Source organism: Rhizobium leguminosarum bv. viciae USDA 2370 (assembly GCF_002008365.1).
GTDB lineage: Bacteria > Pseudomonadota > Alphaproteobacteria > Rhizobiales > Rhizobiaceae > Rhizobium > Rhizobium leguminosarum.
In genome coordinates this window covers 55,223-80,108 of the sequence record NZ_MRDL01000013.1, presented here as the reverse complement: position 1 = coordinate 80,108, position 24,886 = coordinate 55,223, and the positions used below count along the sequence as shown (strand labels likewise).

The 24,886-nt window shown below is 60.9% G+C and carries 25 protein-coding genes; 11 read left to right on the top strand and 14 right to left on the bottom strand.

The window, feature by feature from the left end:
• Nucleotides 1-320 precede the first annotated feature (320 nt).
• On the top strand, nt 321-2,300 hold the full coding sequence (locus BS629_RS06025) for a CgeB family protein (RefSeq protein WP_018241847.1): 1,980 nt from the start codon (nt 321-323) through the stop codon (nt 2,298-2,300).
• Nucleotides 2,301-2,324: 24 nt separating this feature from the next.
• Here BS629_RS06025 and recJ read toward each other — a convergent pair whose 3' ends face one another.
• From recJ to BS629_RS06000, 5 genes are all read right to left on the bottom strand, one after another.
• The gene (gene recJ / locus BS629_RS06020) at nt 2,325-4,127 is read right to left on the bottom strand and encodes a single-stranded-DNA-specific exonuclease RecJ (protein ID WP_018241846.1); all 1,803 of its coding nucleotides are present in this window, start codon (nt 4,125-4,127) and stop codon (nt 2,325-2,327) included.
• 184 nt (nt 4,128-4,311) lie between these two features.
• Nucleotides 4,312-4,554, bottom strand: coding sequence for a hypothetical protein (locus tag BS629_RS06015; protein WP_018241845.1), 243 nt, complete (start codon nt 4,552-4,554; stop codon nt 4,312-4,314).
• Nucleotides 4,555-4,713: 159 nt separating this feature from the next.
• Nucleotides 4,714-6,039 (bottom strand): homoserine dehydrogenase, encoded by a 1,326-nt coding sequence (locus BS629_RS06010; RefSeq protein WP_018241844.1) that lies wholly within the window; start codon nt 6,037-6,039, stop codon nt 4,714-4,716.
• A 61-nt stretch (nt 6,040-6,100) separates the two neighbouring features.
• Nucleotides 6,101-7,318, bottom strand: a complete 1,218-nt coding sequence (locus tag BS629_RS06005) for an LL-diaminopimelate aminotransferase (RefSeq protein WP_026188377.1) — start codon at nt 7,316-7,318, stop codon at nt 6,101-6,103.
• 221 nt (nt 7,319-7,539) lie between these two features.
• On the bottom strand, nt 7,540-7,953 hold the full coding sequence (locus tag BS629_RS06000; RefSeq protein WP_018241842.1) for a hypothetical protein: 414 nt from the start codon (nt 7,951-7,953) through the stop codon (nt 7,540-7,542).
• 149 nt (nt 7,954-8,102) lie between these two features.
• Here BS629_RS06000 and phaC point away from each other — a divergent pair, with 149 nt between their 5' ends.
• Nucleotides 8,103-9,938, top strand: a complete 1,836-nt coding sequence (phaC, locus tag BS629_RS05995) for a class I poly(R)-hydroxyalkanoic acid synthase (RefSeq protein WP_222257527.1) — start codon at nt 8,103-8,105, stop codon at nt 9,936-9,938.
• A 206-nt stretch (nt 9,939-10,144) separates the two neighbouring features.
• On the top strand, nt 10,145-11,485 hold the full coding sequence (locus BS629_RS05990) for a DUF2778 domain-containing protein (protein WP_018241840.1): 1,341 nt from the start codon (nt 10,145-10,147) through the stop codon (nt 11,483-11,485).
• A gap of 39 nt (nt 11,486-11,524) precedes the next feature.
• Here BS629_RS05990 and BS629_RS05985 read toward each other — a convergent pair whose 3' ends face one another.
• Nucleotides 11,525-12,682, bottom strand: coding sequence for a pyridoxal phosphate-dependent aminotransferase (locus BS629_RS05985; protein ID WP_018517219.1), 1,158 nt, complete (start codon nt 12,680-12,682; stop codon nt 11,525-11,527).
• Between the two features lie 207 nt (nt 12,683-12,889).
• Here BS629_RS05985 and BS629_RS05980 point away from each other — a divergent pair, with 207 nt between their 5' ends.
• The 6 genes from BS629_RS05980 to BS629_RS05955 all read left to right on the top strand — a co-directional run bounded on the left by BS629_RS05980 (nt 12,890) and on the right by BS629_RS05955 (nt 17,827).
• A complete protein-coding gene (locus tag BS629_RS05980) occupies nt 12,890-13,648 on the top strand; it encodes a DsbA family protein (RefSeq protein WP_077988066.1) in 759 nt (252 codons plus the stop codon).
• Nucleotides 13,649-13,910: 262 nt separating this feature from the next.
• Nucleotides 13,911-14,348 (top strand): type II 3-dehydroquinate dehydratase, encoded by a 438-nt coding sequence (aroQ, locus tag BS629_RS05975; protein WP_018241837.1) that lies wholly within the window; start codon nt 13,911-13,913, stop codon nt 14,346-14,348.
• A gap of 20 nt (nt 14,349-14,368) precedes the next feature.
• On the top strand, nt 14,369-14,839 hold the full coding sequence (accB, locus tag BS629_RS05970; protein WP_018241836.1) for an acetyl-CoA carboxylase biotin carboxyl carrier protein: 471 nt from the start codon (nt 14,369-14,371) through the stop codon (nt 14,837-14,839).
• A gap of 4 nt (nt 14,840-14,843) precedes the next feature.
• Nucleotides 14,844-16,199, top strand: coding sequence for an acetyl-CoA carboxylase biotin carboxylase subunit (gene accC / locus BS629_RS05965; protein ID WP_018241835.1), 1,356 nt, complete (start codon nt 14,844-14,846; stop codon nt 16,197-16,199).
• 7 nt (nt 16,200-16,206) lie between these two features.
• A complete protein-coding gene (gene aat / locus BS629_RS05960; RefSeq protein WP_018241834.1) occupies nt 16,207-16,821 on the top strand; it encodes a leucyl/phenylalanyl-tRNA--protein transferase in 615 nt (204 codons plus the stop codon).
• A 76-nt stretch (nt 16,822-16,897) separates the two neighbouring features.
• Nucleotides 16,898-17,827 carry a DUF2167 domain-containing protein gene (locus tag BS629_RS05955; protein WP_018241833.1) on the top strand — a complete coding sequence of 310 codons (930 nt, stop codon included), beginning with the start codon at nt 16,898-16,900 and terminating at the stop codon, nt 17,825-17,827.
• Between the two features lie 50 nt (nt 17,828-17,877).
• Here BS629_RS05955 and BS629_RS05950 read toward each other — a convergent pair whose 3' ends face one another.
• The 5 genes from BS629_RS05950 to gatB form a co-directional block, all read right to left on the bottom strand.
• Complete coding sequence (locus tag BS629_RS05950) at nt 17,878-18,318, bottom strand: DUF2155 domain-containing protein (RefSeq protein ID WP_018241832.1); 441 nt, start codon at nt 18,316-18,318, stop codon at nt 17,878-17,880.
• Nucleotides 18,319-18,434: 116 nt separating this feature from the next.
• Complete coding sequence (locus BS629_RS05945; RefSeq protein ID WP_018241831.1) at nt 18,435-18,833, bottom strand: NADH:ubiquinone oxidoreductase subunit NDUFA12; 399 nt, start codon at nt 18,831-18,833, stop codon at nt 18,435-18,437.
• 103 nt (nt 18,834-18,936) lie between these two features.
• Nucleotides 18,937-19,410 carry a GNAT family N-acetyltransferase gene (locus tag BS629_RS05940; protein ID WP_026188376.1) on the bottom strand — a complete coding sequence of 158 codons (474 nt, stop codon included), beginning with the start codon at nt 19,408-19,410 and terminating at the stop codon, nt 18,937-18,939.
• A 4-nt stretch (nt 19,411-19,414) separates the two neighbouring features.
• Entirely contained in the window at nt 19,415-19,918 is a 504-nt protein-coding gene (locus BS629_RS05935) for a GNAT family N-acetyltransferase (RefSeq protein WP_018241829.1), read from the bottom strand.
• 3 nt (nt 19,919-19,921) lie between these two features.
• A complete protein-coding gene (gatB, locus tag BS629_RS05930) occupies nt 19,922-21,424 on the bottom strand; it encodes an Asp-tRNA(Asn)/Glu-tRNA(Gln) amidotransferase subunit GatB (RefSeq protein ID WP_018241828.1) in 1,503 nt (500 codons plus the stop codon).
• Nucleotides 21,425-21,552: 128 nt separating this feature from the next.
• On the opposite strand from gatB, the gene BS629_RS05925 reads away from it, so the two are divergent.
• Nucleotides 21,553-21,855: a DUF1294 domain-containing protein gene (locus BS629_RS05925; RefSeq protein WP_018241827.1), complete on the top strand. Its 303-nt coding sequence runs from the start codon at nt 21,553-21,555 to the stop codon at nt 21,853-21,855.
• 13 nt (nt 21,856-21,868) lie between these two features.
• Here BS629_RS05925 and BS629_RS05920 read toward each other — a convergent pair whose 3' ends face one another.
• Complete coding sequence (locus BS629_RS05920; protein ID WP_026188375.1) at nt 21,869-22,378, bottom strand: GNAT family N-acetyltransferase; 510 nt, start codon at nt 22,376-22,378, stop codon at nt 21,869-21,871.
• 309 nt (nt 22,379-22,687) lie between these two features.
• Here BS629_RS05920 and BS629_RS05915 point away from each other — a divergent pair, with 309 nt between their 5' ends.
• On the top strand, nt 22,688-22,945 hold the full coding sequence (locus tag BS629_RS05915; RefSeq protein WP_018241825.1) for a YjhX family toxin: 258 nt from the start codon (nt 22,688-22,690) through the stop codon (nt 22,943-22,945).
• 49 nt (nt 22,946-22,994) lie between these two features.
• Here the strand turns inward: BS629_RS05915 and BS629_RS05910 are convergent, their stop codons facing one another.
• Both BS629_RS05910 and gatA read right to left on the bottom strand, forming a co-directional pair.
• Nucleotides 22,995-23,270 (bottom strand): hypothetical protein, encoded by a 276-nt coding sequence (locus tag BS629_RS05910; protein WP_018241824.1) that lies wholly within the window; start codon nt 23,268-23,270, stop codon nt 22,995-22,997.
• 104 nt (nt 23,271-23,374) lie between these two features.
• A complete protein-coding gene (gatA, locus tag BS629_RS05905) occupies nt 23,375-24,856 on the bottom strand; it encodes an Asp-tRNA(Asn)/Glu-tRNA(Gln) amidotransferase subunit GatA (RefSeq protein WP_018241823.1) in 1,482 nt (493 codons plus the stop codon).
• Nucleotides 24,857-24,886: the final 30 nt, after the last annotated feature.

Genomic DNA, 24,886 nt, shown 5'->3' with positions numbered 1-24,886 from the left:
TTCCAGCGACGGAATGAATTCTTCGAGCGGCGGCAGGCTGGGCTTCGTTACATAGATCTTTTCGTTTTTCATGACGCCGTCCAGGAGGTTGGGCATTATCGCGCAATGGGCCTGGTACGAACATCACGGCCTAACCTGTTCCCAGGCTGACCAGAACATGATGCCGAAAAGTGTGAGCGGTTTTCGGACGACATCCTGTTCTAGCGAAATTCCTGCCAACAGTGTGGCGCAAGCTTCACGTCCAATAGTCGGCACCCAAACCAGCCCGAATGCCGTTTCGTGAATCATGGAGACGGCGGCCATGCACGAAGGACGATTCCTTGACGATCAATCAGCCCATTGCCGCTCTGCCGTCCGGTCTTCCTGATCTGGCACTTCTCACGGAGAAAGCTGCCAGCACGGGGTCCGTCATTGTCTATCAGCCTTATCTCGATCCTTCCCAGCGCAGCCAGCTGGATGCGGCTGCCGTGCCGCTCGACATTTCGTTCAATACGCAGGCTACGACCCGCGAATATGAGCTCTTCCTCATCCTGCATCAGCATCACGAGGCGATAGGCCTCGGCGACGACGTGTTCTGGGGGCTGCTCTCCAGCAAATTCGAGATGAAGTCGGTGACGAGCTTCCCCTCCTTTGTCACAGAGGCGGAAAAGGCCAGGGCGGAAGGTGCGGACGCCTATCTTTACAATCCGCTGATCGGCCACGCGGCGATCTACAGCAACGTTTGGGAACATTCGCTGCTTGGCGGTCATCCCGGTATGGACCCGATCTTCCTGCATATTCAGGCGCTCGGTCATCCGATCGCCCCGCCGCAGGACAAGACGGCCTTCATGTTCTGCAACTATTTCTGCGGCAACCGGAAATTCTGGTCCGGGTATTTCGCCTTTTGCGAACGCATTCTCGAATCGCTGGAAAGAGAAGCGCTCGCCGGCTCGCCGGCGGGGACCGCCTATGCCGGTGTGGCTCACTATTCACGCGATGCCAACGCGAAGATGCGCCCCTTCGTGATCGAGCGTCTGCTCGGGCTCTATGTCCAGCAGGCTGCCGCCTCCGGAATGAAGATCGCCGCCTTCGTACCGACCGTTGCCGATTTCGAATGGAAGTTCGGTGTCCGCCTCGGCCGTATGCTGCATGGTCTCTTCGCAGCCAAGGAAGCCTTTCTGCAGAGCCGTGACCAGGCTCTCCTGACCTCGTGGCAGGAAGGCCGCCAGCCGCTCATCAAGCAGCCGCATCTGATCTGGGGGGCTGATGATCCGCCCGCCTGGATGCCGCGCGGCCAATTCATCGGCCGCCGCGAATTGATGCGCGCCTATGCTCCGCAGGCTTCAGGCGCCTCTCCCGTGCCGCAGCAGCCGGTACGGACGGAAAGGCCCGCTATATCAGCCGCGCCGAAGATCGAGCAGCCGCGCCGCAACCCGTTGCAGCCCTTTGCCGGCGGATGGCAGGCACATAAGGACCGTCATTGCATCTGGATCGTGACGCCCGCCAACTACAATCATAGCCACGCCTTCGACGAAGTCGCGCTCGGCCTCCAGGGCGCCTTCGAGGAACTCGGCGGCTCGGCACCGATCGTCCGCGACATGAACGCGTTCGCCGGTCGTGCGCCGATCATCTACGGCGGCAACCTTCTCCCCGCCGAAATCGTCAGCCATCTGCCGAAGGACAGCGTCGTCATCAATCTTGAGCAGGTGTCCGAAGAAAGCATCTGGATCAATTCGCGCTACACCTCGATCCTGAAGTCGCTTCCGGTTCTCGACTACAGCCCGCGCAACCGGGAAAATCTCGCCGCCAAGGGCATTGATCATGCTGGCGTGCTCGAAATCGGCTATAGCCGCTGCCTCAGCCAGATAAAACACGCCCCCGTCAAAGATATCGACGTGCTCTTCTACGGCTCGATGAACGAACGCCGCCACCATATCCTGAAGACACTGGAGCAAGGCGGGCTTAAGGTCGCGCACCTCTTCAACATCTATGGCGCGGAACGCGATGCGGCGATTGCCCGTTCCAAGATCGTCATCAACATTCATCATTATGCGAGCGGCGTTTTCGAGATCGTGCGCATTTCCTATCTGCTCGCCAATCGCGTCTGCGTGTTGACCGAAGGCGATATCCGCGACCCGGATCTCCAGCCCTTCAGCGGCGGCCTGGCGGTCGAGCCCTATGACAAGATGATCGAGCGCTGCCACAAGCTGATCGCAGATACCGCCGAGCGTGATTCCATCGCCGCGAAGGGCTTTGCTGCCATGGAGAGCCGGTCGCAAGCGGACATGCTGATGAGCGTCATGACCGCCGGTTGTACCTGACGAGACTCTCTTCCGAATGGCAGATTACCGCGCCGGAGCTGCGTCGCAGACGCGCAGCTGGATGCGGCGCGCACCCTGATAATGCTCGGCACTGAGCGAACCCGCGACATGAAGGCTGGCGCCGCGTGAATTGATGAGAAGATTGCCGAGCGCCGTATCGGCGGCGCGGAAGGCGATGCCATCGAGCCGCGATCCGTCCATTGCCTCCAGGGTAACCTTCACGTGTTTCTCGCCGACCAGGCGCGCGTCGCGCACCCGATGCGCCGGCACGGCAAAGAGCGGCTGGGCGTGGCCGGAGCCATAGGGGCCAGCGGCCTCCAAGCGGTCGATGAGTTCGAGCGTGGCGCCGCTTGCACCGATCGCGCCGTCGATCTTCAGTGTCTCGTTGGCGACAAGGCTGGCCACTGTCTTTGTGGCTTTCTCCGTGAAGAAGCTCCTCAGCCTGCCGAGATTGGCGCGCTCGACCGTCAGCCCGGCGGCCATGGCGTGGCCGCCGCCCTTGACGAGTATCCCCTCGTCGACCGCAGCTCGCACCATCCTGCCCATATCGAAGCCGTTGATGGAGCGGCCCGAGCCGGTGCCGCGGCCGGAGGGATCGAAGGCGATTGCGAAGGCGGGCCGTTTGAACTTCTCCTTCAGCCGCGCCGCGATCAGGCCGACGATGCCGGGATGCCATTTCTCATGGGCGGTGACGATGACGGATGCGCCCTCGCCGTCGCCATATTCGGCGAGCGCCTCGGCCTCCGCCTCTTGCAGCATGACGGCCTCCATCGCCTGGCGTTCGCGGTTGAGCTCGTCGAGGCGCTGCGCGATCACCTCTGCCTCGCCGGCGTCGTCGAGCGTCAGCAGGCGGCTTCCGAGTGCTGCATCGCCGATCCGCCCGCCGGCATTGATGCGCGGGCCGATCAGGAAGCCGAAATGATAGGGTGTCACCGGGCCTGCAAGCCCCGCCTTACGGAAGAGTGCGGCAAGCCCGGCATTGCTCTGGTGCCGGGCGGCGACCAGCCCCTTCACCACATAAGCGCGGTTGAGGCCCTTCAGCGGCACGACATCGCAGACCGTCGCAAGTGCGACGATATCCAGCCATTGCAGCAGGTCGATCGCCAGGATCCGCTTGTTGCCGGCCGCGCGCAGCAGCCTCAGCGTTGCGACCAGCACCATGAAGACAACGCCGGCCGCGCAGAGATGCCCCTGCCCCGAGAGATCGTCCTCACGGTTCGGGTTGACGAGGGCATGACAGGGCGGCAGCTCATGTGTCACCTGGTGGTGATCGATGACGACGACATCGATATTGCGCGCAGCAGCGGCGGCCAGCGCCTCGTGACTGGTGGAGCCGCAATCAACGGTGACGATCAGCTGGGCGCCATTGTCGATCAACTGATTGATCGCCGCCGGATTGGGGCCGTATCCTTCGAAGACGCGATCGGGAATATAGATGGTTGCCCTGACGCCGAAATGGCTGAGAAAACGGTACATCAGCGCCGAGGAGGCCGCGCCGTCGACATCGTAGTCGCCGAAGATCGCGACGCTCTCGCCGCGCTCGATGGCACTCACCAGGCGGATCGCGGCCTTTTCGCAATCGGTCAGCTTATGGGGATCGGGCATCAGGCTGCGGATCGTCGGATCGAGGAATTCGATCGCCTCGTCTACCGTCACGCCGCGCCCGGCCAGCACCCGGGCGATCAGGTCCGGCAATCCATGGATCTGCGACATGGCCAGCGCGCGGTTCTGCCCTGCCTGGTCGAGCCGCGCCACCCAGCGATTGTCGAGCGCGGATTTCTCCACACCGAGAAACGCGCGCTGTACTGGATCGACGAGATCTGCCATGCCACACTCCGCTGACTTCATCTGCTCTTTCTACAGGAGCGGCGGAGATAACACAGCGTTGGATTTGCAGACACGGGTTTTTACCAAAGCATGTCGCGCAAAAGTGTGCAGCGGTTTTGCGGTAACGCATGTGTAAAAATAGAGTCCCTAAAGCGCGAGCGAATCTGAAAGATCGCGACACGCTTTAGAATACCGCCCAGACAATCAGGGCGATGCCGGCCAGTTGCACCAGCATGACGGAAAACAGCGTCAGCAGAATGGCCCAGTTGCGGCCTTCCGTGTTTTCTTCGCCATCAGCCTCATCAGAGACCTCCTGAGGAATTTCACTGTAGGCCGGCTTGGGGATTTCCTCAGGCTTATCAGGATGGTTCGGCGGCACGTCGCTCGGGTAGCCATACCCCTTCCCGGCGTGGCTGTCCTTGCTCATGAAATTCTCCACCCAGACGACTCACCATCTTAGGTTTAGTTATATCAATATTTCGGTATCTGTTAATATAGACTTCCGTTAGGGAAGGTGAACAAATAACAGAAAAACCGCCCTGCAGAGACAGGGCGGCTCAACGGTCCTCCGGGACGGGAAAAAGGCTCAGCCTTCCTCTTTCGGCCGTTCGATGCGAATGACCTGCGGCTCGCCGAAGAGATAACCTTCTGACTTGATCGAGGCGACCGCCCTGCGCACCGATTCTTCCATCGTTGCGTGGGTGACGAGAATGATCGTCTGGTGATGCGATGGCGCCAGATGCTGTTTGGAGCGCTGAACGATCGATTCCAGCGAGATGTTGTTTTCCGCCATGCGGGTTGCGACGCTGGCAAAGACACCGGTGCGGTCGAGCACGGTCAGGCGGATGAAATAGCCGCCCTCGTGGCTCTGCATCTGCGCCTTGCGGTAGGGCTCCAGCGTCGTTGCGGGATGGCCGAGCACCGGCACGCGCTGGGCACCCGGCTGGCTCTTTGCGATATCGGCGATATCGCCGAGCACCGACGAGGCCGTGGCATTGCCGCCGGCGCCGGGGCCGACCATCAGCAGTTCGCCGAGCACGTCGGATTCGATCGCCACCGCATTGGTGACGCCGTCGACCTGGGCGATGACCGAATCGACCGGCACCATGGTGGGATGGACGCGCTGCTCGATGCCGGTATCGGTGCGCTGGGCAACGCCCAGCAGCTTGATGCGATAACCGAGCTCGGCAGCGGCGTGGATATCCTCGATCGAGATGTTGGTGATGCCTTCGAGATAGATGTCGTCGGCTGCGATCTGATTGCCGAAGGCGAGCGTCGTCAGGATGGAAAGCTTATGGGCCGTGTCATTGCCCTCGATATCGAAGGCCGGATCAGCCTCGGCATACCCCAGCCGCTGCGCTTCCTTGAGGCATTCGGCAAAGGAAAGCCCCTCCTTCTCCATCTTGGTCAGGATGTAATTGCAGGTGCCGTTCATGATGCCATAGATGCGCGAGACGGAATTGCCCGTCAGCGATTCACGCAGCGCCTTGATGACCGGGATGCCGCCGGCGACTGCCGCCTCGAAGTTCAGCAGCGACCCCTTCTCCTCGGCGATCGTCGCAAGCTCGACGCCGTGATAGGCAAGCAGCGCCTTGTTGGCTGTCACCACATGGAGACCACGCTGGAGTGCAGCGCGCACGGAGACGTTGGCGGCCCCTTCGGCGCCGCCCATCAGCTCGACGAAGACGTCGATATCGCCCTTTTCTGCAAGCTCTTCCGGCCGGTCGAACCAGGTAACAGTGGAAAGATCGATGCCGCGGTCCCTTGTCCTGTCACGCGCGGAGACCGCCGTGATGGTGATCGGACGCCCGCAGGTGACGGCAAGTTCATTGCTTTTCTGCTGAATGATGCGGACAAGCGAGGCGCCAACGGTGCCCAAGCCCGCAATGCCGATTTTGAGGGCATCTGCCATGGATCGATCCTGAAATGTCTGTGTGGCGGCAGCCGCATGACGCGGCTGCCCAACGGTTGGATTAGCGGTGTGCGTTCAGCGAAATGACGTTGTGCATTGTCTCGTCAGCCGTCGACATGAACTTCTTGATGTTGCGCGCTGCCTGGCGGATACGGTGTTCGTTCTCGACAAGTGCCAGACGGACGTAGTCGTCGCCCATTTCGCCGAAGCCGATGCCTGGGGCAACGGCGACGTCGGCCTTCTCGACCAGCAGCTTGGAGAATTCCAGCGAACCGAGGTGACGGAACTTTTCGGGGATCTTCGCCCAGGCAAACATGGTGGCGGCCGGCGGCGGCACGTCGAACCCGGCTTTGCCGAAGCTTTCGACCATGACGTCGCGACGGCGCTTATAGACGTTGCGGACTTCCGCAATGTCGGAGCCGTCGCCGTTCAGCGCGTGCGTCGCCGCCACCTGGATCGGCGTGAAGGCGCCGTAGTCGAGATAGGACTTGACGCGGGTGAGCGCCGCGATCAGCCGCTCGTTGCCGACGGCAAAGCCCATGCGCCAGCCGGGCATGGAGAAGGTCTTCGACATTGAGGTGAACTCGACAGTCACGTCCATTGCGCCCGGCACTTCGAGAACCGACGGCGGCGGAGCGCCGTCGAAGTAGATTTCCGAATAGGCAAGGTCGGAGAGCACGATGATGTCATGCTTTTTCGCAAAGGCGATGACGTCCTTGTAGAAATCGAGCGTCGCGACAAAGGCTGTCGGGTTCGAGGGGTAGTTGAGGATCAACGCTAGGGGCTTCGGAATCGAATGCCGGACCGCGCGTTCGAGCGGCTCGAAGAAGCTCGCATCCGGCTCCACCGACATGGAACGGATCACGCCGCCCGCCATCAGGAAGCCGAAGGCGTGGATCGGATAGGTGGGGTTCGGGCAGAGGATAACGTCGCCAGGCGCGGTGATTGCCTGCGCCATGTTGGCGAAGCCTTCCTTGGAGCCCAAGGTGGCGACCACCTGCGTATCCGGGTTGAGCTTCACGCCGAAACGGCGGCCATAATAAGCGGCCTGAGCGCGGCGCAGGCCCGGAATGCCCTTGGAAGAGGAATAACGGTGCGTGCGCGGATCCTGCACGACCTCGCACAGCTTGTCGACGATCGACTGGGGAGTGGGAAGGTCGGGGTTTCCCATGCCGAGATCGATGATATCGGCGCCGCCCGCTCGCGCGCTTGCTTTCAAACGGTTGACCTGTTCGAAAACATAAGGCGGCAAACGCCGGACTTTGTGAAACTCTTCCATCTCATTCCCCATGGAAAGGCGGCCTTTCGGGCCGCTGTCGAAGTTCGTTCTGTCTCCCGGCGGCTGCGACACGAACTTCAGAATCGCAACGCCGTATTCATCAGACCCAAGCGACGCGGCAAATCTTTGACGGAAAGGCCGCGTAACGCGCTTTATCGGGAAAATTATATCTTCCGATCCATCCGGAAGGCTTTGCGTCCAAATTGCCTGAAAGGCAAGGTCTATTTGGAGATTTCGGAGAGCGTATCAGTGCCGTGCTCGGCGGCGAGACGCCGCATTTCAGCGACCTTGGCCTGATATTCGCCTTCCGAGATTGTGCCGGCCTTGCGCCGAGCGGCAAGTGCCGTCAGCTGATGCTGCAGTTCGGCAGCCTGCTCGTCGCTCATCTGGACGTTGGCGGCCGTCAGCGGCGCGCCGAAATTCGGATAGCCGTCCGGTGACTTCGCAAGGCCGCCTTCGACCGCCTCGCCCTTGGTGGCCGGCATGACGACGGCGGTCGGCGCCGCTCGCTTGGCAGCGGCAGCGGCCTTTTGTTCCGCCGTCAGATTGCATCCGGCAAGGGCCATCGCCGCCGCGGCGCAGATCAGTGCGGTGCGGTTGAAGGTTGCGATGCGCCGAATGCCGTTCTTCGTCATGCCTCAAAATCCAGTTCTGACTGCTTCGACTGTTAAATTTGTCGCAGCCACAAAGCAATAGCATGAGCCGATGCGGGTGGAACTTGTTTTCTCGTTCAATCACGATGTACAACGAACGGATAAAAAGAGTGGTGCTGCCGCCGGAGGAAATGGTGACCGACAGCAAGCAGGAGAATGGCGGCAAGGCCGGCTTCGACGCGACCGATCTCGATCCCTATCTGTTGAAGGATCCTGAGGCCATGGCGATGAATTTCGCCCGGGCGCTCGAAAATCTCGGACAAGCAGCGTCTGCCTGGCTTGCGCCGCGCGAACGCGGCGAGATCACCGAAAGCACCGTCGATCCGATGACCGACATGGTCAAGACGCTTTCCAAGGTCACCGAATACTGGATTTCCGATCCGCGCCGCACCTTCGAGGCACAGACGCAGCTGATGTCCTCGTTCTTCGGCATCTGGATGCGCTCGATGCAGCGAATGCAGGGCGACCCCACGCCTCCCGAGCCGGACACCCGCAAGGACAAGCGCTTCTCGGACGAGGACTGGCAGAAGAATCCGTTCTTCGATTTTCTCCGCCAGGTCTATTTCGTCACGACCGACTGGGTGGAAAAGATGGTCTCGGAGACCGATGGCCTCGACGAGCACACCAAGCACAAGGCCGGCTTCTACGTGAAGCAGATCACGGCAGCGCTTTCGCCGACCAACTTCATCGCCACCAATCCGCAGCTCTACCGCGAGACGATCGCGACCAGCGGCGCCAATCTGGTGCGTGGGATGAAGATGCTGGCCGAGGATATCGCTGCCGGACATGGCGATCTTCGTCTTCGCCAGACCGACATGACGAAATTCGCCGTCGGCCGCGACATGGCGCTGACGCCAGGCAAGGTGATCGCCCAGAACGACATCTGCCAGATCATCCAGTACGAGGCTTCGACCGAAACCGTGCTGAAACGGCCGCTGCTGATCTGCCCGCCCTGGATCAACAAATTCTATATTCTGGACCTCAACCCGCAAAAATCCTTCATCAAATGGTGCGTTGACCAGGGTCAGACGGTGTTCGTCATTTCCTGGGTCAACCCGGATGCGCGCCACGCCGAGAAGGACTGGACGGCTTATGCCCGCGAAGGCATCGATTTCGCGCTTGATACCATCGAGAAGGCGACCGGCGAGAAGGACGTCAACGCCGTCGGCTACTGCGTCGGCGGCACGCTGCTGGCCGCGACACTGGCGCTGCATGCCAAGGAGAAGAACAAGCGCATCAAGACCGCGACACTCTTCACCACCCAGGTCGACTTCACCCATGCCGGCGACCTCAAGGTCTTTGTCGACGAGGAGCAGCTTGAATCGCTCGAAGAGCATATGCTGGCGGCCGGCTATCTCGACGGCACGAAGATGTCGATGGCCTTCAACATGCTGCGCGCCTCGGAACTGATCTGGCCTTATTTCGTCAACAACTACCTCAAGGGCCAGGATCCCCTGCCCTTCGACCTCTTGTTCTGGAACGCCGATTCGACCCGCATGGCGGCGGCAAACCATGCCTTCTATCTGCGCAATTGCTATCTCAACAATGCGCTGACGCAGAACGAGATGGTCCTCGATGGCAAGCCCGTGTCGCTGAAGGACGTGAAGATCCCGATCTATAATCTCGCCACCCGCGAGGATCACATCGCACCTGCCAAGTCCGTCTTCCTCGGCAGCCGGTTCTTCGGCGGCAAGGTGGAATTCGTCGTGACCGGCTCGGGACATATCGCCGGCGTCGTCAACCCGCCCGACAGGAAGAAGTATCAATTCTGGACGGGCGGCCCTGCCAAGGGCGACTACGAGACCTGGCTCGACCAGGCGACGGAGACCCCCGGATCATGGTGGCCGCATTGGCGGGCCTGGATCGAGACGCATGACGGCAGACGCGTGCCTTCCCGCAAACCCGGCGGCGATGCGTTGAACGCGATCGAGGAAGCGCCGGGAAGTTATGTGATGGAGCGCGCCTGAGACGCCCAACGCATCTCTTTTTGAGACGCCGTGAAAAACTGCAACGCCGCGTAAACAAATTAGAAACCATAATTCGTCATCCTTGCGAGACAGTCGGACGTCGTGGGTGGTCTAAATTCGGCCCATTTGCGCCTGTACCGGCCCCGGCGAAGTTAAGTCAGTCAGTGCCGCCGGCCTGCGTAGCGAGTTTGAAAGACGAGTGTAGTATGGCGTGTGCGGTCGGGACGTTCGATGACGTCACCCTTCTTGGCGGATCTGCTTTCCGTTGGCGCAGATCTCGCGGTTTCCTTTACGGTGTTGTCGGCGCCGGATTTCTGACCTCCACATGGCTGATCGCGACCTTCGCGACGATGCACTCGATAGCCGCTCCCTATTCTCCGTCCGATCGCCTGGCACAGGTCGGCACTGCGCCGAAGGTGGCTCCGTCACCGCACCATGAGCGGCTGATCCATGTCGGCAAGGCCGATCGGCTGGCTGCCTTCGATGCGAAGCCGAAGGTACCGCTGACGGCGAGCCTCATTCAATCCCATGCCGAAAAGACCGCCGCCGCTGCAACGGCGCTCGCGGTTCTCGCCAAAAACAATCGGCTCGCCATGGCTGCCGAGCAGCCGGTCGTGGCCGCGATTTCCGACAGCGTCAAATTCCGCAAGGACGATGTGATCGCACCGCCGCCGGTCGAACTCGCCTCGGCAGAGACGGAGGAAGACGACGGCGACCGGATCATCGTTCCCTCGAAGGAGGCCGTCGCCGCAGCCGAACTCCCGGCCCTGCTTGCACTTGCCGATGCCGGATCCAGGCTAATCGCGCCGGCTCCGGTCGAGCCAACCACACCTTCTGGCAGAACGGCCTCCATTCCCGCATCGGAACCTGCACCGGTGGTCGTTGCCGCCGCCGACGACGCGCCACCCTTCGATCTCGTGCTGGCGCCGGATGAAGGTTCCGTGCCGCTGCCGATGGCACGTCCTGATGGCCTCATCGGCAAACCGGCACTGGCCTCCAAGGGCTCGCAGCGTTCTGGCGAGCCTGCGCTTGCCTATGCCCAGCCGAACTCGCCGATCGAGGATGACGAGGACGACGCAGTGCAGCGCTACGACAAGCCGGTCTTCTCGCCGAAGCTGCGCGCAGGCGTGGCGATCTACGATATCGAAAACAGCACCGTCTACCTGCCGAACGGCGAACGGCTTGAGGCCCATTCCGGGCTCGGCAAGATGCGTGACAACCCGCGTTTTGTGAACAAGAAGATGCGCGGACCGACGCCGCCACACACCTATGTCCTGACCATGCGCGAGAGCCTTTTCCATGGTGTCGAGGCGCTGCGGTTGACGCCGGTCGAGGGTTCGGACGCCATCTATGACCGTGTCGGCCTTCTCGCCCATACCTACATGCTCGGCAAGAACGGCGATTCCAACGGCTGCGTCTCCTTCAAGGATTACCGCCGTTTCCTCGCCGCCTACAAGCGCGGTGACATCAAGCAGCTCGTGGTGGTGCCGCGGCTGAACAACAAACCGTCTTCGACTTTTGCTTCGCTGTTTTCGCGACGCAGCTGAGGATTGGAGAGCGCACTGCCGCTTGCCGGGCAGCGGACGCTACTTCAACCAGGCTGCGATTCGCTCCACCGCCTCGGCGATCTCAGCTTGCGAGCCCGCATAGGACAGACGCAGGGTTCGATTTCCCTCCAGCGGATCGAAATCCAGACCGGGCGTCGCGGCGACGTCGATTTCCGCGAGCATGCGTCTGGCAAAGCCCATGCTGTCATTGGTGAAGCGGGTGACGTCGAGATAGGCGTAGAACGCACCGTCCATCGGCGACGCAATCGAAAACCCGATCTGCGGCAGTCGCCGCATCAGCAAGTCGCGGTTGGTGGCATAGCTCGCCTTATAACGATCGAGCTCCGCGCCAGCGCTCAGAGCGGCCGTGGCGGCGATCTGGGAGAGCTCCGGCGGGGAGATGTAGAGGCTCTGCGCCACCCGCTCGATCGGCCGCACCAGGCGTTCCGGCAGCACCATCCAGCCGATTCGCCAGCCGGTCATGCAATAATATTTGGAGAAGGAGTTGATGACGATCGCCTCGTCGGTCAATTCCAGCGCGCTCGCCTCCTCGCCGGCGAAGGTCAGCCCGTGATAGATTTCATCGGAGATGAAGGCGATGGAATGGGCCGCGCAATAATCTGCAAGCGCCTGCAGCCCATCGCGGCCGGTCACGGTGCCGGTCGGGTTGGCGGGGCTTGCGAGCAGCACGCCCTTCAGCGTCATGCCGCTTTCTTTCTGTGCGGCCTCGAGGCTTTGCGGCGTCAGGGTGAACTGGGTCTCGGCCGTTACCGGCACTTCGAGAACCTTCAGGCCCAGCGCGCCGAGAATATTTCGATAGGCGGGATAACCAGGTCTTGCGATCGCCACCGCATCGCCGGCATCGAAGAGTGACAGGAAGGCGAGATTGAAACCTGCCGAGGAGCCGGTGGTGATGGCGATGCGCGTGGGATCGATCTCCAGGCCGTGGCGATCCTTGTAGTGCCAGGCGAGCGCCGATTTCAGCCGCGCCGTTCCCAGTGCATCGGTATAACCGATCCGGCCTTCGGTAAGGGCTGCGCGCGCCGCTTCGAGTGCCGCTTGAGGTGCCGGATGCGAGGGCTGACCGACCGCCATCGAGATCACGGGATGGCCGGCCGCACGCCGCTTCGTCGCCTCCGCCAAGACGTCCATGGCGTGAAAAGGCTCGACTTCGCTGCGTTTGGATATGGAAAACAAGATCGTTTCTCGCTCAGCTTCTTCAATGACGGCCAGACAATTGCCGCATTAATCGGCTTATCACAATCCCGCGAGGGTCGCGCGAGGGTGAAAATTCCTGTTTGAGCAGAACCGAACGCACCGTACCTTGACGCGACGCATTCAAGTCCATAACCCGGCGACGGTCTTCTTGACCAAGACGACCACATTGCCGATGACGAGGATATCATGGCCTTCTTCTCGAAAACCTTCACCGCACTGGCGCTGGCCGTATCGATCGCCCTTCCGCTTCCGGCGGCAGCGCTCGACGACCAGCAGAAGAAGGAGTTCGGCGAATTCATCAAGCAATACCTGATCGAGAATCCCGAGATCATGCTGGAAGTCCAGGATGCGCTGCAGAAGAAGCAGGAAGCCCAGCGCCTGGTGAAGGCCAATATGGCGATCGAAGAAAACACCCCCGACATCTTCGAGTCGAAGGACGACGTCACGCTCGGCAATCCCAAGGGCGATGTCACTGTCGTCGAATTCTTCGATTACAATTGCAGCTACTGCCGTCATGCGCTTCCCGACATGCAGGCCATGCTGAAAAAGGACAAGAACGTCCGTTTCGTCCTCAAGGAATTCCCGATCCTCGGGCCTGATTCGGTCGCCGCCCACAAGGTGGCCGACGCCTTCCGCAAGCTGGCACCGGAGAAATATGCCGATTTCCACGTCGCCCTTCTCGGCACCGAAGGCCGCGCCTCCGACGAAACAGCGATCGCTGTCGCTACTTCGCTCGGCGTCAGCGAGGACAAGATCCGCGCGGAGATGGCAAAGAGCCCGAATGACGGAATCGTCCAGGCGACCTACCAGCTCGCCTCCAGTCTCGGCATCAGCGGCACACCATCCTATGTGATCGGCAATGAATTGGTGCCGGGCGCCGTCGGGCTCGACGATCTCGAAGCCAAGGTCAAGAACATGCGCAGCTGCGGCAAGACCGCCTGCTGAGCAAACCAAAGCGCGTCGCAAACTTTCAGTTTGCGCCCCTCGCGCTTTAGATATTTATGTTTGCGCATGTCGTTGTCGCAAAACCGCTGCACACTTTTGCGCGACATGCTTGAGCTCCCGGCCGCCCATCAAATCGCCAAAATCGAAGCGTTTCAACCATGTGGACAAATGTGGCGCGATTCCTGCTGGCCAATCCGTAAGGGCTTTCATTCAGCCTTCGCGGAGTCTATAGGTTGCCGTCGTACATTTTACGGAACATTCGATGACGCAAACGATTTTTGTCCTGAACGGCCCCAACCTGAACATGCTGGGTAAACGAGAGCCCGGCATTTATGGCGGCAAGACGCTCAAGGACATCGAGGCAGACTGCAAGGCCGCAGGCCGCGAACTCGGCCTCGATATCGACTTCCGCCAGAGCAACCACGAAGGCACGCTCGTCGACTGGTTCCATGAGGCCGACGAAAAGGCCGTCGGCGTCGCCATCAATGCAGGCGCCTATACGCATACATCGGTCGCGCTGCATGATGCGATCCGCGCTATATCAGTTCCCGTCGTCGAGCTCCACATATCCAACGTGCATGCACGGGAAGAATTCCGCCACAAGTCGATGATCGCGCCGGCATGCAAAGGCGTGATCTGTGGCTTCGGGCCTCACAGCTACATCCTGGCGCTCCACGCGCTGAAGAACATCACGGCATAAGAAGAAGACAGGGCAACACCATGGCTGAAAAGAAATCGGGTATCGACCAGGCACTGATCCGCGATCTCGCCAATATTCTCAACGAAACGGATCTGACAGAGATCGAGGTCGAGCAGGACGACCTGCGTATCCGGGTTTCGCGCGCCGGCACGCCGCAATATGTTCAGGCGCCGATCGCAGCACCTGGTTATGCCGCGCCTGCAGCCGCTGCTGCGGCAGTCGCTGCCGCCCCGGCGGCAGCTCCCGGCCGCAACCCGGCCAATGTCGTCAATGCACCGATGGTGGGCACCGTCTACATGGCGCCGGCTCCGGGCGCGCGTGCCTTCATCGAAGTCGGCGCGACCGTCAAGGAAGGCCAGACGCTCCTCATCATCGAAGCGATGAAGACGATGAACCAGATCCCCTCGCCGAAGTCAGGCAAGGTGACCGAGATCCTCGTCGATGACGGGCATCCCGTCGAATACGGCCAAGCCCTCGTCGTCATCGAATAGGCCCATGCCCATGATTTCGAAAATCCTCATCGCCAATCGCGGGGAAATCGCCCTTCGCGTGCTCCGGGCCTGCAAGGAGCTCGGCATCGCCTGCGTCGTGGTTCATTCCACCGCCGACGCCGATGCCATGCATGTGCGCCTTGCCGACGAAAGTGTGTGCATCGGCCCGCCCTCCTCGCGCGAGAGCTATCTCAACATCCACCAGATCGTCGCCGCCTGCGAGATCACCGGCGCTGACGCCGTGCACCCGGGCTACGGCTTTCTGTCGGAGAATGCCAAGTTCGCCGATATCCTCGAAGCCCACGGCATCACCTTTATCGGGCCGACGGCGGACCATATCCGCATCATGGGCGATAAGATCACCGCCAAGACGACGGCGCTGGAACTCGGCATTCCCGTCGTTCCGGGCTCGGACGGCGAAGTGAAGACCGAAGAGGATGCGCTGAAGACGGCTGCCGAAATCGGCTACCCCGTGCTGATCAAGGCAACGGCCGGCGGTGGCGGACGCGGCATGAAAGTCGCCAAGAGCGAGGCCGACGTGATCGAGGCCTGGTCGACGGCGCGCACGGAAGCTGCAGCCGCCTTCGGCAATGATGCCGTCTATATGGAAAAATATCTCGGCAAACCGCGCCATATCGAAATCCAGGTGTTCGGCGACGGCGAAGGCAATGCCATCCATCTCGGCGAGCGCGACTGCTCGCTGCAGCGCCGCCATCAAAAGGTCTGGGAAGAGGCGAATTCGCCGGCGCTCAACGTCGAGCAGCGCATGAAGATCGGCCAGATCTGCGCCGACGCCATGAAGAAGCTGAAATATCGCGGTGCCGGCACGATCGAATTCCTCTATGAGAATGGCGAGTTCTATTTCATCGAAATGAACACCCGCCTGCAGGTGGAGCATCCGATAACGGAAGCGATCACCGGCATCGACCTGGTGCACGAGCAGATCCGCGTCGCTTCCGGCGGCGGTCTCTCGGTGACTCAGGACGAAGTGCATTTTTCCGGGCACGCCATCGAGTGCCGCATCAATGCCGAGCACCCGCGCACCTTCGTGCCCTCACCCGGCACGATCACGCATTTCCACGCGCCGGGCGGCCTTGGCGTGCGCATCGATTCCGGTGCCTATCAGGGCTACAAGATCCCCCCTTATTACGACAGCCTCATCGGCAAGCTGATCGTGCACGGCCGTACCCGGGTCGAATGCATGATGCGCCTGCGCCGGGCGCTTGACGAATTTGTCGTCGACGGCATCAATACGACGCTGCCGCTGTTCCAGGATCTCGTCTCGAACCAGGATATCGCCAACGGCGACTACGACATCCACTGGCTGGAACACTACCTCGCCAACAACCCGGCGGCATAGGACAGGAATGGCAGGATCGCGCAGGAAGTCACCAGGCATCACCCCTGACATTCTCCTGCGCGCCTATTCCATCGGCCTCTTCCCGATGGCCGAATCCGCCGACGACCCAGAGATCTTCTGGGTCGAGCCGGAATTGCGCGGCGTGCTGCCGCTCGACCATTTCCACGTGTCGAAAAGCCTTGCCAAGGCGGTGCGCAAGAAACCCTTCGAGATCCGTTTCGATCACGCGTTCGATGAGGTGATCGCTGCCTGTGCGGAGGAGACATCCGGGCGCCCCAGCACCTGGATCAACAAGACGATCAGATCACTTTACTCGACCCTCTTCGACATGGGCCATGCCCATACGGTCGAAGCTTGGGAGGGCGATGAACTGGTCGGCGGCCTCTACGGCGTCTCGCTCGGCTCGGCCTTCTTCGGCGAAAGCATGTTTTCGCGCCGGACGGATGCCTCGAAGATCTGCCTCGTGCATCTCGTCGACCGGCTGCGGGAAAGGGGCTTCACGCTGCTCGACACGCAGTTCACCACCGAGCACCTGAAGACGTTCGGAGCGATCGACGTTCCGAAGGCCGGCTATGCCCTGATGCTTTCTGCGGCGATGGAGTCGCCGCACCTTAAGTTTTAAGCGCGATCAATTCGTCCATGCGTTGATTTTTCAGCCGATTTCGCTAGGTTCGAAAAATACAACGGGGGATAGAATTTTGAAACGATATTTTGCAGCCGCGATCCTTTTGACCTTGTTTACGGGTCAAGCCGGCGCACGCCCATACCAGGACATGTTCCCCAGCAGAACCGATTTTTCCGACGCGGAAAAGCCGTTGCTGGAGAAGCTTGATTTCCAGCAGGGCGTGATCAAGCTGCCTGAAGCGAAGGCAACGCTAAACGTGCCCGCCGACTTCTACTATCTCAGCCCTGCCGACACGAAGACGGTGCTCGTCGACATCTGGGGAAATCCTCCGGCGGCGGCGGAGGGAACGATGGGAATGATCTTCCCGGCGAAATACGCGCCGACCGATGTCGAGGCCTGGGGCTCCATCGTGGAATACAGCGCCGACGGCTATGTCTCGGATGTCGACGCCGCCACGACGAATTACGACGAATTGCTGCAAAACATCAAAGATTCCATCAGGGAAAACAACGTCGAACGCGAAAAGCAGGGTTTTCAGAAGATCACGCTTGTCGGCTGGGCTTCCACGCCGCATTACGACACTTCGGCGCATGCCATGCACTGGGCGCGTGATCTGGTGTTCGGCGACGACACGCAGGCGCAGCACACGCTGAACTATTCCGTGCGCGTGCTCGGCCGCGAGGGTGTATTCCAATTCGACTTTGTCGCCGGCCTCGCTCAATTGAAGGAGATCGAGGGCGTCATTCCGTCCGTCACCAAGCTCGTGCAGTTCGACAAGGGGATGGCCTATACCGACTACGTCGAAGGCGACAAGATCGCGGCCTATGGGATGGCGGGAATGATTGCTGCGGGCGCGGGCGCCAAGATTGCCGCCAAGGTGGGATTGCTGGCATTCGCCCTCGCCTTCTTCAAGAAGGCCGGCGTCCTCGTCTTCATCGTGTTCGCCGCTGCGCTTCGCTTTGCCAAGGGTCTTTTCAGCAGGAACAAGACACCCACTGCATAGGCTCACCAGGCTACTGCGTAATTCAACGCTGTTAGGCGTGATGAGAGGTGTTAGCGGGCTGTCGCCTTGGTGCCATCGGGAGCCGGGACGTCCGAGGTTGTCTTGCAGTCTTTCAGCCAGACGTCGTAGATCGGGTGCTCGACGGCGTTGAGGCCGGGGCTGGCGGCGAACATCCAACCAGTGAAGATGCGGCGGATCTTGCGGTCGAGGGTGATCTCGTCAACCTCGACGAAACCGTCGATCTTCTGCGCTTCCGACTGGTCGCGCGAATAACAGGCCTTCGGCGTCACCTGCAGTGCGCCGAACTGTACCGTCTCATTGACATAGACGTCGAACGTCGTGATGCGGCCGGTGATCTTGTCGAGGCCGGAGAAGACGGCAACCGGATTTTCGATGCGTGCGGCATTTGCCGCAACTGGCGGAAGCAGGGCCGAGAGCGCCAGCAGCGATCCGGCGGCACGCAGGACCTTGTTCCGCGTGAAGAGCTTCATGTGTACCCGTCTCCAGACATTTTCAGTTCACGGCCGCGGTCAAGCGCGGCCAACCTGCGGGTAAAGGTCAATTGTGGCCAAAAGCCGGGTCTTGGGATCGCCCCGGTCGGGCCGTCTCAGTTGCCCGGCGTCCAGGCGTCGTAATCGCCGGTGACGCGTGGACGCTCGCCCGGAACGGCGATGGAGCCCGGCGGACGATAGGCCTGCGGTGAACCGGTATGGTTGGGACGGTGCGGCTTTTGCCATTCCTTGGCGACGTAGCTCTCCTTGGACGGAGGAACATCGGTGCGATGATGCATCCAGCCATGCCAACCCGGCGGAATGGCGGAGGCTTCGGCATAACCCTTGTAGATCACCCAGCGCTTCGGCAGACCGTAGGAAGACATGCCGCCTTCGTAATAGACGTTGCCGAATTCATCCTCGCCGACGCGCTTGCCAAAACGCCAGGTCGCAAAACGCGTGCCCATCGTCTGACCGTTCCACCAGGTAAAGGTCTGAACCAGAAGATTCCACATGTCTTTTCCTTGTGCCCGCCAGATGCGAGCCAATCCAGAATTCGTTTCCTCGCTTATGCCGTCGCCAAGCCGAATTGTCCAGCGATTCCACGACAGCCACGGGTCATTTCAAAGCCATCTTAAAGCCCAGATGCGAGGGCTTGAAGCCCAGCCTTTCATAGAAACGATGGGCATCCCTACGCACCGCATTCGAGGTTAGGGCTACCCGCCTGATACCGCGGCCTTTTGCCTCGGCAATGGCGAACTCGATCATCGCGGCACCGACCCCCTGCCCGCGCATATCGGCACGCGTCTGCACCGCCTCGATGATCATCGCCGAGGAGCCACGGCCAGTGAGCGACGTGGTCACCATCGTCTGGAACGTGCCGACCACCTCGCCGCCGCGCTCTGCGACGTAAAGTGTCTGGTCGCGCGAAGCCTCGATGACAGAGAAGGCCCTGAGATAATCCGGGAAGGCTTCGGGATCGGTCGTATCACCGTGACCGCCGAGTGCGTCGGCGGCAAACATTGCCACGAGCGCCGGCAGATCTTCCCTGCTTGCCCGGCGAATGACAATGTTGGGCAACTCGACCACCACGGCCTCAATGCCCTTCGAGCGGCTTTTCAAAGATCAGCGCCGGAATGCCGGATTGCCCGGCTCCGCTATTCTCGTTGCGCCCGACTTCGGTGAAGCCGTGCGAGAGATAGAAGGCGATCGCCGCCGCATTCTGCGGTTCGACTTCGAGACGCATGATCTCCGCATCCGGGAAGCAGGTTTCGAGCTCGGCAAAGATATCACGGCCGATACTCTGGCGCTGCAGCGCCGGCCTGACATAGAGGAGATGCAGCATGACCGTCTTCGTCAGTGCCTGCGACATTGCCGCATAACCCATGCCACCGATATTGCGGCCGTCGTCGGCGACGAGGAATTCGGCATCCTTTCGCACGAGGCGCGCCTTCAGCGCCGTCGGCGAAAAGAGATTGGCGATCAAATCCTCCACATTGGCTACGCCATGAAGCCCGTCATAGGTGGCGTGAAAGCTCTCGGCCAGGAGGGCGCGCACCTTCTCCAAGTCGCGCTCACCGGCAGTGCGGACGAAATACACCGCTTATTCCTCGATGCCGAGCTTCGCCTTGACGAGGGCCTGGACAGCCTGCGGATTGGCCTTGCCGCCGGTCGCCTTCATCACCTGGCCGACGAACCATGCTGCCATGGTCGGCTTCGCCTTGACCTTTTCGACCTGATCGGGATTGGCGGCGATGATCTCGTCCACGGCCTTTTCGATCGCGCCGGTATCCGTCACCTGCTTCATGCCGCGCGCCTCGACGATCTCGGCGGGATCGCCGCCCTCGGTGAGCACGATCTCGAAGAGATCCTTGGCGATCTTGCCGGATATGGTTCCCGCCTTGATGAGATCGATGATGGCGCCGAGCTGGGCCGGCGAAACCGGCGTCTGCTCGATATCCTTGCCGGTCCGGTTCAGGGCGCCGAGCAGATCGTTGATCACCCAGTTGGCGGCCGTCTTGCCGTCACGGCCTGCGGCGACGGCTTCGAAATAATCGGCAATCGCTTTTTCGGAAACGAGCACCGAGGCGTCGTAGATCGACAGGCCGAGCTCGCGCACGAAGCGCTCCTTCTTGTCGTCGGGCAGTTCCGGCAGATCGGCTTCGAGCGCCTTGATGAAGGCATCGCCGAATTCGAGCGGCAGCAGATCCGGATCGGGGAAATAACGATAGTCGTGCGCATCTTCCTTGGAGCGCATCGATCGCGTCTCGCCCTTGTTCGGGTCGAAGAGGCGGGTTTCTTGATCGATCGTGCCGCCTTCCTCCAGAATGCCGATCTGGCGGCGAGCTTCATATTCGATCGCCTGGCCGATGAAGCGGATGGAGTTGACGTTCTTGATCTCGCAACGCGTGCCGAAACCCTCGCCCGGGCGGCGGACGGAGACGTTGACGTCGGCGCGCATCGAACCTTCGTCCATGTTGCCGTCGCAGGTGCCAAGATAGCGCACGATCGAGCGCAGCTTGGTCATATAGGCCTTGGCCTCGTCGGACGAGCGCATGTCGGGCTTGGAGACGATCTCCATCAGTGCGACGCCGGAACGGTTCAGATCGACATAGGACATGGTCGCGTGCTGGTCATGCATCGACTTTCCGGCATCCTGCTCCAGATGCAGGCGCTCGATGCCGATCTCGATATCTTCGAACTGGCCCTGGCGATCCGGCCCGAGCGAAATGACGATCTTGCCCTCGCCGACGATCGGATCCTTGAACTGCGAGATCTGATAGCCCTGCGGCAGGTCGGGATAGAAATAGTTCTTGCGATCAAACAGGGAGCGCTTGTTGATCTGGGCTTTCAGGCCGAGGCCGGTGCGAACCGCCTGCTTGACGCATTCCTCGTTGATAACGGGCAGCATGCCGGGCATGGCTGCGTCGACCAGCGAGACGTTCGAATTCTGCGGCTTGCCGAATTCCGTCGAGGCGCCGGAGAACAGCTTCGAATTGGACAGCACCTGGGCATGGACTTCCATGCCGACGATGATTTCCCAGTCGCCGGTGGCGCCGGGGATGAAGCGTTTCGGATCAGGCGTGCGGACGTCGACAAGGGTCATCTGATGCTCTTTGCAGGCTGTTCTTTTCCACTGGTGAGGTAAAGGAAATGGCGTGCCGGTGCAAGGCTTTCGCCATGGTCCGCATCACGGTTTGCCGTTCGTTAACGGAGCCACTCTAGGGTTTCCCGATGACGATGATCGATATCCTCAAATCGGCCTTGCTTTTTCTGGCGCTGAACCTCTTGGTGTTCTCGATCTATTTCATGGACAAGCAGGCGGCGCGCCACGGCAGGTGGCGCATCAGCGAGCGCACGCTTCTCACCCTTGCGCTGATCGGCGGCAGCCTTGGCGCACTGGCTGCACAGCAGTTGCTGCGGCACAAGACGAGAAAGGAGCCGTTCCGGTCAATCCTGGCGGCGATCCTGATCCTGCACGGCGCACTAATTGCTGTGCTGGCCTTCCTGCCGCAATGGAGGCCTCTCCTTCTTTAGGATTCTTAAAGCATCAGAATTCCAGCCCATAGCCACCTTGGCCATCCGAAACGAGCTGTTTCGTCAGTCCAACGGAGGGCACGTCTCGGTCGAGCTTCAGATTGTAGGCAACCGAGAGCCAGTGAATGCTGTAGCCGTGCTTCTGGAAGAAGCCGATCGCTTCGCTATTGCCGGAATGGGTCTGCATCGCCGCCTTCTCGAGGCCCTGATCGGCGATCTCCTTTTCGATGCGGACGAGAAGGGCCGAACCGAGGCCCTGGCGGGTGAAGGCGGGATCGATCCAGAAATCCGAGATGGTTTCGTCCAATCCCTCGCGCGCCGCCCAGCCTGCCACCTGGCCGTTCTGCTCGACAACGGTGATGGTCAGCCAGTCGTTTTCCACGAAGTTCCGAAAGGCGTTGCGCGCTGCATCGATCATCGCGTCCGATTCGCCGATCGACGCCATCGCATTTTGCCAGGCCCTGAGCCCGATCTCGCTCAATAGCTCCGCTTCACCGTCGCGGGCATTGCGAATGTGGATCAACGACACCTCCGCGTTACCCCTCAACTAGACCATTGAGTCGCGGAATTTACCAGTACCTCCAAAGGGATGATCGGCCAAAAGTAAGGTTTTCGACTGGTTTTGACCGGAGACCACGCTCTTGACCGAATTTTCCGGGCTGAATAATAAACCCTATCGAGGTGTTTTATGTTGAGCCTGCCTGAGACCCGGTAAAGGCCCTGCCCGCAAGTTCGCTTGCGCGCGTGGGCCCGAAAAACGAAGCCCTGACGTTCGAATGAGCGCCAGATCGTTTTTGTGCGCCCTGCCGGGCGCGATACCGGATCTCAACACATGGACATTTCTCGCACGGAGCAGCGCATCCTGCATCTCATGGCCCAAGGCGGCCGCATTGAAATTACCCGCGACGACGACAGGAAGATCGAGGCAGTCAGTTGCTTCACCCGCGATGGCTGGGTCTATCCCGGCGTCGACCTCGATCTCTTCCGCAGGCTGAAGCGGCTAAGGGCAATCAAGTCCTCAGGCGGCCAGCCCTACCGGATCACCGAAAGAGGGCTGAGGCTGGTCAGGTCACAGCTGAACAACAGGTAATAGTGGCACTCCTGATCGCGTCTCAAACGGGCGCGGTCAGGGTATCGCCTCAAGCCTTTGCAGAGAGTTCCGTCCGCATCGCCGACCACTCGTCGGCCATCGAGCCCGTGCCGCGCGTCTTGCCGGCACGGCGATACCAGTAATCGGCGTTCCAGTCATCGCCCTCGATGCGATGGCAAAGGGCGTGCCCCCAGTCGAACGGCTGTTCGCCTTCGTGGCGCTGGCAGATTTCGTGGAGCGCCTGCCAATCCGGGCCCATGGTGAAACCGCCGGCAGCGAGGCGATCAGCTGCCTCGATCAATCGCACAAGATCCTGTTTCGGCATGAGGCCTCCTCCCGGTTCCGGCTGTCAATTAGCCAACCATGCGGCAAAGCCGAGGGCGCCGACCGCTTCGTGGTCGGCAGCCGCTTTCGGGATCGTTAGCTCCGTTACCACCACTTGGCCGGCGTAAACCGGCCGGCCGCCTGCTCGATGACATGGGCGGTCTTGAAGAGGGTTTCCTCATCGAAGGGCTTGCCGATCAGCTGCAGGCCGAGCGGCAGGCCCTTGTGATCGAGACCGGCCGGCACGGCGATGCCGGGAAGACCTGCCATGTTGACCGTCACCGTGAAGATGTCGTTCAGATACATCTTCACCGGATCAGCGGCGAGGTTCTCATCGGCAACGCCGAAGGCCGACGACGGCGTTGCCGGCGTCAGGATCGCGTCGACGCCGGCGTCGAAGGCCAGTTCGAAATCGCGCTTGATCAGCGTGCGGACCTTCTGGGCGCGGATGTAATAGGCATCGTAATAACCGGCCGACAGCACATAGGTGCCGATCATGATGCGGCGCTTGACTTCCTTGCCGAAGCCCGCGGCCCGCGTCTTCTCATACATGTCGACGATGTCCTTGCCGTCGACGCGCAGGCCGTAGCGCACGCCGTCGTAACGCGCGAGGTTCGAGGAGGCCTCGGCCGGAGCGACGATGTAATAGGCCGGAAGAGCGTATTTGGTGTGCGGCAGCGAGATATCGACGATTTCGGCGCCGGCATCCTTCAGCCAGGCGATGCCTTGGCGCCAAAGGGTTTCGATCTCGTCGGGCATGCCCTCGACACGGTATTCGTTCGGGATGCCGATTTTCATGCCCTTCAGCGATTGGCCGAGAGCTGCTTCGTAATCCGGAACCGGCAGATCGACCGACGTCGTGTCCTTTGCGTCGACGCTTGCCATCGACTTCAAAAGGATTGCGGCATCGCGCACGTCGCGGGCGATCGGGCCTGCCTGGTCGAGCGAGGAGGCGAAGGCGACGGTGCCCCAGCGCGAGCAGCGGCCATAAGTCGGTTTGATGCCGACGGTGCCGGTGAAGGCGGCCGGCTGGCGGATCGAGCCGCCGGTATCGGTCGCGGTGGCGCCAGCGCAAAGATGGGCGGCGACGGCTGCGGCCGAACCGCCGGAGGAGCCGCCGGGCACGAGTTGCTGGTTGGAGCCTGCGGCGCGCCAGGGATTGATCACCGGGCCGTAATAGGATGTTTCATTCGACGAGCCCATGGCGAATTCGTCCATGTTGAGCTTGCCGAGCATGACGGCGCCGTCATCCCAGAGGTTCTGCGTGACGGTCGATTCATAACGCGGCTCGAAACCATCGAGAATGTGGCTGCAGGCCTGGGTGTGAACGCCGACGGTGGCAAAGAGATCCTTGATGCCGAGCGGAATGCCTTCGAGTTCGCCTGCCTTGCCGGTGGCGATGCGCTCGTCGGAGTTCTTCGCCATGACGCGGGCGAGATCCGGCGTGACCTTTATATAGGCGTTCAGCCGGTCATTAGCCGCATCGATCGCCGAGATATAGGCTTCGGTCAGCTCGATCGCGGTGATTTCCTTGGCGCGCAGCTTCTGGCGGGCTTCGGCAATGGTCAGGCTGGTGAGTTCGCTCATCGTGTTTTCGCTTCAGATCTGGAAATGGCA